The sequence below is a fragment of the Kitasatospora sp. NPDC091257 genome (genome assembly GCF_044757675.1).
GTDB classification, from domain to species: domain Bacteria; phylum Actinomycetota; class Actinomycetes; order Streptomycetales; family Streptomycetaceae; genus Kitasatospora; species Kitasatospora lactacystinica.
Genome location: NZ_JBIVVI010000441.1, coordinates 1 through 6,599 on the forward strand (window position 1 = coordinate 1; position 6,599 = coordinate 6,599).

Here is a 6,599-nt window from a genome sequence, read left to right on the forward strand (position 1 = left end):
CCCTCCCAATGTTGCGGCCGGGTAGAGGGTGGCGAGCCAGGCGGTGACCTGGTCGCGGCGGTCGCGGGGCTGGTCTGCGAGTACAGGGAGGCGCTGCCACAGGTGGTCGGCGTGTTCGCGGTCGGTGGCGCCGGCGAGGTGGGCGGCGGCGATCGCTGATTTTAGGGTGTCCGTGCTCAGTGCGGGGGTGAGGCTGCGGGCGGTGGCGCTCTCGCGCCAGTAGCGGTTCTCGTGGCCGAGCAGCCGGTCCTCGACGTTCCGCGGGTCTTCCTCGCCTGCAGTGTTTGCGGGTGCGGGCCCGTTGCCGGGCACGGCCGGGACGGTGTCGAGGAGGTCGGCCAAGGCGGTCATGTGGAGGGTGAGGGCGTTGCCATAGGCGTCCTGGGCCAATCCGTACGGCGGGGGCAGGCTCGCGGCGGCCGTGGTCCAGTCGTGGCTGGCGAGGCCATCGATGCGTGGAAGCTCGGTGGCGAGGGCCCGGGCGGCGTCGCGGTAGTGGTCGGCCCGCCGGTCGGGGTCGTCCTCCAACGGGGCGAGACGGCGGGTGCGGGCGTCCGCCAGATACTCCTCGGCGAGGCGGGTGGCGCCCTGGGCCTGGTCCCACCAGTCACTGGCGGTGCGGGCCAGGAGGAGGAGTTTGAACGGGCTGGTGCCAGGGTGTTCGGCAGCGGCTTCGACGAGGGCGGCGAGCTGGCCGGGGCGGGTCTCGGCGTAGTCAAGGACGACCAGCAGCGGCCGGGCCGCGTGCCGTAGCCGTAGGAGCTGTTCTGGGGTGGCCGTGTCACGCGGCCACAGCACCGTCCACCCCTGTGCGGTGAGCTGGCGGCCGAGGTGGTGGGCGAGGCGGGTCTTGCCCTGCCCGCCGGGGCCGTGCAGCAGCCACGCCCCGAACCCATCCATTCCGCACCAGGTCCGCAGGTCGGCGAGGAGTGCGTCGCGGCCGTGGAAAGGGACCACCTGCCGGCCGGCCTCCAGCAGGGCGGCAGGTGTGACCGGGGGACGGAGCCTGGCCGGGCCGTGGGCGGGGTCGGTGAGGTTCTGGAACTCCACCGCCTCCACGCCTTCGACGAGGCCCGCGCTGTGCTGGGCGAGCGTGGTGCGAAAGGCGGGGTCGTGGAGCAGGACGTAGGCAGGAACAACGTTGAGGCGGCCGTGGGCGGAGCGCGCTCGGTCGGCCGCGACGACGCCGGTCACGATGCCGTCGCAGTGCACGGCCGCGCCGGACAGCCCGCCCCACGGCGAGGTGCCGTCGGTCGGCCAGTGCGGGGGGTGCTGGTCGAGGTCCATGACGTACTGGTTGTTGACGAAGCCGGTGCCGGGGTTGATCCGGCCCGCCAGTTGCTCGGCCTCCACCGCGGGGCGAGGGCGCTGGGCCTCGTCCGGCACCCCCCACGTCTCGCACGCTGTGCTGGGGCGGGTCGTGACCAGACGGCCCCATCGCACCGGCGCCGTGGGAGGCCGCCAGTGGGGGGAGTCGTCGACGAGGACGAGCGCGGCGTCGTCTCGCTCCTTCGGTCTGCCGGCCCACACCACTGTCCCGCTCGCGCTGCCGGTGCCGCCGGGGTGGAACACGCTCACCCGTGTGCCGGCGGGGCCGGTGACGTGGGCGGAGGTGAGGACCAGGCGGCCGCCGACCGCGTATCCCGATCCCGGCCCGCCCACCCCGGTCACCGCCGCAAGACGCCCCTGCTCCACCCCTGGCCCCCAACCGCCCCGCTCGCTCTTCCACCTGCCACCCGGTAAGCGGGCCGGGCCCTACTCGATGCGGCCCGAGGTGTTCCCGGGCCCGGCCGGTCGCTCCTGCGCAGAGTGGACGAGGAGGTCGCCGCCGTCGGGGCGTTTGGGGGTGAGGGTGAAGGCGACCCGGTGGGTGCGAACTCGGGACAGCCCGGCCTCGGTCTCCGCGCCGACCGCGAACAGCTTGAAGCCGGCCTTCGCCTTCGCGTCCGCGCGCAGCTCGACCTCGAACTCCATCTCCACCGGCCCGACCGCGAACACCACCCCGGGGTCGTCCCCGACCCGGCCAGCCGCCTCGAGCAGCTCGTCGCGCACCGCCGCGACCGCGTCCGCCAGCGGAATATCCATCAGACCCACCCCTTGAACACCTGACCTGCGGCCATACCGATGCGGACACCGTAGGGCCCGCGAGGGGGCCTTCGCAGGTGAAAGCCCATATCGACCGGCCTGGCCCGCCCACCAGGGCAAGGAGCGGGCCGGGCGGGGCGACGGTTACGCGCAGGTGTCCAGCATCTCGGCCAGCGCGGCCTTCTCGGACTCGGTGACGCTGAGGCCGTAGACGTGCTTGATGTCGGTCCAGGCACGGCTGTACGTGCACCAGTACGACCGGAGCGGCGGCCGCCACTGGTCGGGCGACTTGTCGGCCTTCGCGCGGTTCGAGGCCGCGGACACCGCGACCAGCTGGGAGTGCGTCAGGTCGTTGGCGAAGGCCCGGCGCTTGTCGGTGGTCCAGGTATCGGCGCCCGACCTCCAAGAGGAGGCGAGCGGGATCAGGTGGTCGATGTCAAGGGCTTTGGCGTCGGTGAAGGTCTTGTCGTCGTAGGGACTTGTCCAGGTACCGGAGACGGCGCGGCACTCGCTGTCCTGGACGACGTTCTGGCCGTCGCGGGCGAGGACGACCTCGCGGGTGTCGCAGGTGCCGTACTGCTTGATCCAGTGCGGGAAGCGGTCCCGCCAGTATCCCTCCATGGAGTGCGGGGCCTCCACGACGAGCTCGCCGAGCTCCGTGCGGGCCTCCTCGGCCGGCGGTGGTTCGGGAAGCTGCCGATGCTGGACGACAACGGTGGCCGCGGGAATAGGCGGTGGCGCTGCGGCGGCGGCCGGGGCGGCGGTGGGGATCAACGCGAGGGCGAGCGCGGCGACAGTGGTGGCGTCGCGGCGCCACCAGGCGGAAGTGGTCATGCAGCCAGGGCTACCGGTCGAGGGGAGCCGGCCGTCGTACCGTCACCCGGGGGTCGGCGCGGCGCCGCTCACGTTGACGCGGGCAGGTCGGCGGCCCGGGCCTGCAGGTAGGCGGTCCAGTCGGTCGCGGCTCGGGCGCGCAACCTCGTGACGATGTTGAGGTGGAGGTCGAGCCACGGGGCGAGGACGGCCAGGGGGCATCTCCTGGGTGAGCCGGACCGGGGGCGAGGGTCGCTCGCCGGGGACCACCATCAGGACTGATGGTGAGTTGCCGATTCCGCACTCTCACAGCTGACTTGCCGTCAGTGACCGGTGCTGGTCGATGTGGTGTTGAGCCTCGTGGTCAGCCGTCGCGGCTATTGATCACCGACCGTCCGCTACCGGGAGGCAGTCGGGGTGGGCGGCCGATCGGGAAACGGGATCCTGATCCAGCGTTCGGCGGCCTCTCTTGCGGGCGGGGTTTTCCTGATGGCTTGTGCGTCTTCGGCGGGTGCACCGGCAGGCGGACTGTAGGGGACCTTGGTGAGGACGAGCAGAAGGGCGTCGGGGGATTCGACGAGGCAGAGCCAGGCCCGTTCGCGTTCGAGGTCGCGCACAAGGTCGTCGACGGCCTCGGTGAGCGCCGATGCGGTGACGGGTGTGCGCCACTGTGTCACGGTCACCAGAGCGAAGGCGCGGGCGGCACCGGAGGTGTCCGGTGTGCCGGGTAAGCGCTGCGCCGCTGCTCTGGGCACGCCCAGCCCCAGCGCCAGGTCGCGGTCGAAGCGGGGATTGGCGCGGTCCTCGGGCCCGGTCAACGGGGTTCCTCCAGTCGCGGGGTGCGGTGGGTGTCTGCGGCGGACGGTTCCCTGTGCGGGGTGCTGGCAACCACCCCGGGCTCGGCGGCCGGCCGTGCACGGAATGGCACCCGTTTGGAGGACACCGCGTTCGAATTTGGTGCCGCTAGCATTCCCCGGGTCGCTGTTTGCAATTGCATATGGGATTGCAAACGCGCCCGGCTGTTCGCAAGTCCGTGCGACGAAGAAGGGGAGAATCGAATGGCTGTCGAAATTCCGGAGAACGGGGTGCGCGCCGATTCCCTGGACGTGGAATGGGCGAAGAGCCCGAAGAGTCGGGAGGAGGGAAATTGTGTCGAGGTCGCCCCTTTGGCGGGCGGCGGCGTCGCGTTCCGCAACTCCCGCCACAAGGACGGGCCTGCTCTGATCTTCAACCAGGGGGAGGCGGACGCGTTCGCGTGGGGCATGGAGAACAGGGCATTCGATCACGCGTTCCACCGCTGATCGGAGCGAGTCCGTGGGATGTATAGAACGGCGGGGGTGCGGGGCCGGCGCCGTGGGATAGTAATTTCCCGAAACCGCGCCCTCAGGAGTCCCGCATGCCCGCCCACCCGGACCGTCCTGTGCCGAGCGCGTCGGAGGACGCCGACGTGCGCCGGCTCCACTGGAGCGGTCCGGTGGGTGCGGCGAAGGTTCTCGGCACGCTGCTGCGCACGCTGCGGGAGGAGCGCGGGCTGCGGCTGTCGGACGTAGCTCCGCAGATCCGCGCGTCGGTGTCGAAGCTGAGCCGGATGGAACGCGGGGAGAACACGCCGTCCAGGCGGGACGTGAACGACCTGCTCGAGATCTACCGCGTCGGTCCCGAGGAGCGTGCGCACGTGGACGTGCTCCTGGAGCGTGTGGCGGCCGGGCCGTTCGCGGCGGAGTACGCCGACATCACACCCGGCTGGTTCCGGCGCATGATCGGGCTGGAAGTCGAGTCCGCCCGGATCCAGTACTGGGAGGGCGGCGTGGTGCCCGGTCCACTGCAGACGCGCCGCTATGCGCTGGGGATCATCAAGGCCGGTCTGCCCCGGGCTCCGCTCGACGAGATCGAGCGCCGGGTCCGCCAGCGGATGGAGCGCACCCTGCTCCTGGAGGACAGCGGCCGCGTGGTGGTGGCGCTGCTGGACGAGAGCGTGCTGCACCGTAATACCGGTGGACCGGACGTCATGATCGAGCAGTTGGAGCATCTGAAGATGCTCGACGCGCGGGAGAACGTGTTCGTACGGATCCTGCCGTTCACTGCGGAGCTGACGCCACCGCCGATGGCCTTCACCCATTTGGCTTTCGAGTATGGCGGCCCGGGCGACATAGTTTATGTCGAGGGGCCCGGCATCGGGGCGACGTACGTGAGCAAGGACCAGGAGGTCGAGCGTTACGTGGACCTGTTGAACACCTTGTTGATGCATGTGACCGGCCGCGCGAAGAGTCTGGCTCTCATCGATGAGGCGATCGAGGTCCATCGAGGTCGGCTGCGCGGCCGGGTCGGGCTCGGCTAGCGGATTCTGGCGACGCCGCCGAACTCCGTCCACTCGTCGCTCTTCTGCGCTGCCCGGCCGCCGGCCGCATCGGGCCGCCACTGCGATACCTCGACGACGCCGGGTTCGAGGATGTCCATGCCGTCGAAGTAGCCGATCACGTCGTGTTCCGTGCGGACCTCCCCCCAGTGGTCGTTGGTGAGTTCGGCCATGAGGGCGGTGATGCGGTCCCGGACCTGCCGGTGGGGGCTGACGAGCTGGGAGATGGCCATGTAGGCGGGGGCACTGGCCGTCAGTCGCTCGCGGACCTGGCGTACGAGTTGCGCGGGCGGGACCGGCCCCTTCTCTGGGATGCAGTGCAGCACGGAGATGAACAGTGCCGCGGTGGGGACGCCGGGCAGGATCAGGTCCTTGACCGGATCGCTGGAGAAGATGGTGTCCGTGTGCCGCATGTCGGCGAGGATGACGGCGGTGTTCTTGTTTCCCTCCAGCAGGGTGCGGCCGGTGTGCATCACCATCGGGTCGTTGTCGATGTAGACGACTCGGCAGCGCTCGTCGATCTCCTGGGCGATCTGGTGCACGTTGCGCTGGGTGGGCAGGCCGGATCCGTGGTCGATGAACTGCCGCACGCCGTAGTCGCGGACGAGCGTCTCCACCGTCCGTACGAGGAACGCCCGGTTGATCGCCGCGACATCCACGCTGCTCGGTGCGACTTTCAGAAGTTCGCGTACCGCGTCGCGGTCGGACTGGAAGTGGGCGTGCCCGCCCAGGAGGAGGTCGTACATCCGGGCCACGCTCGGCTGCGCCGGATCGTAGGTGACGGGAGGAACGATTTCCGCATCCGGTTGCAACGCGACCACCCCTGGCTCGTGACGCCTTGATCGAAGTCCCCACTGTATGGCGCTATATGACGCTGCGCCAGGCTCTGGGTCGGCTTGTAGTCCTCGGAAGGCTGAACTCCGGGTGGTTTTTTGGAGCACTAGAGCGAAGGGGTGGCGCAGGTGCGAAATCCCGCGCCACCCCTTCACGCCATACCTCGCCGGAGCCGCTTGGGGCTCACGTCTCTTCGGGGGCGAAGGCGAGCTCGCCGACCACGGTGCGCGGCAGGTTCCTCTCGGCGGCGAGCACCAGCCCGGCCGTGGTCGGTGGTTCGACGCCCATCAGGTCCGCGACCTCAGTCAGGCGCATTCCCAGCCGGTAGTGCAGGACGGCGGCGTCGGCCACCGCGGTGGGCAGCAGCCGGTGAAGCAGGTCCTTCTGGTTCTCGTCGTCCTGCTTGCCGCAGCGCTGGGACACCGCCTCGCGCACCAAGGCCCAGGCTCCGGCCGAGGGGCTGTGCTCGCTCACGAGGCGGGGCCAGCAGGCCGTCAAGGCCGCCATCACC

General features: G+C 70.5%; 6 protein-coding genes and 2 pseudogenes. 2 read left to right on the forward strand and 6 right to left on the reverse strand.

What is annotated here, in order from left to right; translation table 11 throughout:
* The 4 genes and pseudogenes from ACIQOV_RS20915 to ACIQOV_RS20930 form a co-directional block, all read right to left on the reverse strand.
* A pseudogene (locus ACIQOV_RS20915) lies at window positions 1-1,386 on the reverse strand (hypothetical protein); the annotation flags it as partial.
* Window positions 1,387-1,755: 369 nt separating this feature from the next.
* Window positions 1,756-2,085: a trypco2 family protein gene (locus tag ACIQOV_RS20920; RefSeq protein ID WP_401050509.1), complete on the reverse strand. Its 330-nt coding sequence runs from the start codon at window positions 2,083-2,085 to the stop codon at window positions 1,756-1,758.
* 144 nt (window positions 2,086-2,229) lie between these two features.
* Window positions 2,230-2,919, reverse strand: a complete 690-nt coding sequence (locus ACIQOV_RS20925) for a DUF1524 domain-containing protein (RefSeq protein WP_401050512.1) — start codon at window positions 2,917-2,919, stop codon at window positions 2,230-2,232.
* Between the two features lie 377 nt (window positions 2,920-3,296).
* Window positions 3,297-3,716 carry a hypothetical protein gene (locus ACIQOV_RS20930; RefSeq protein WP_401050514.1) on the reverse strand — a complete coding sequence of 140 codons (420 nt, stop codon included), beginning with the start codon at window positions 3,714-3,716 and terminating at the stop codon, window positions 3,297-3,299.
* A gap of 240 nt (window positions 3,717-3,956) precedes the next feature.
* Here ACIQOV_RS20930 and ACIQOV_RS20935 point away from each other — a divergent pair, with 240 nt between their 5' ends.
* Together ACIQOV_RS20935 and ACIQOV_RS20940 are read left to right on the forward strand one after the other, a co-directional pair.
* A complete protein-coding gene (locus tag ACIQOV_RS20935; protein WP_401050517.1) occupies window positions 3,957-4,199 on the forward strand; it encodes a DUF397 domain-containing protein in 243 nt (80 codons plus the stop codon).
* Window positions 4,200-4,294: 95 nt separating this feature from the next.
* A complete protein-coding gene (locus ACIQOV_RS20940) occupies window positions 4,295-5,236 on the forward strand; it encodes a helix-turn-helix domain-containing protein (protein ID WP_401050520.1) in 942 nt (313 codons plus the stop codon).
* Here the strand turns inward: ACIQOV_RS20940 and ACIQOV_RS20945 are convergent.
* Together ACIQOV_RS20945 and ACIQOV_RS20950 are read right to left on the reverse strand one after the other, a co-directional pair.
* Window positions 5,233-6,075 (reverse strand): SAM-dependent methyltransferase, encoded by an 843-nt coding sequence (locus ACIQOV_RS20945; RefSeq protein WP_401050522.1) that lies wholly within the window; start codon window positions 6,073-6,075, stop codon window positions 5,233-5,235. The genes ACIQOV_RS20940 and ACIQOV_RS20945 overlap by 4 nt on opposite strands.
* Window positions 6,076-6,271: 196 nt before the next feature.
* A pseudogene (locus tag ACIQOV_RS20950) lies at window positions 6,272-6,599 on the reverse strand (hypothetical protein); the annotation flags it as partial.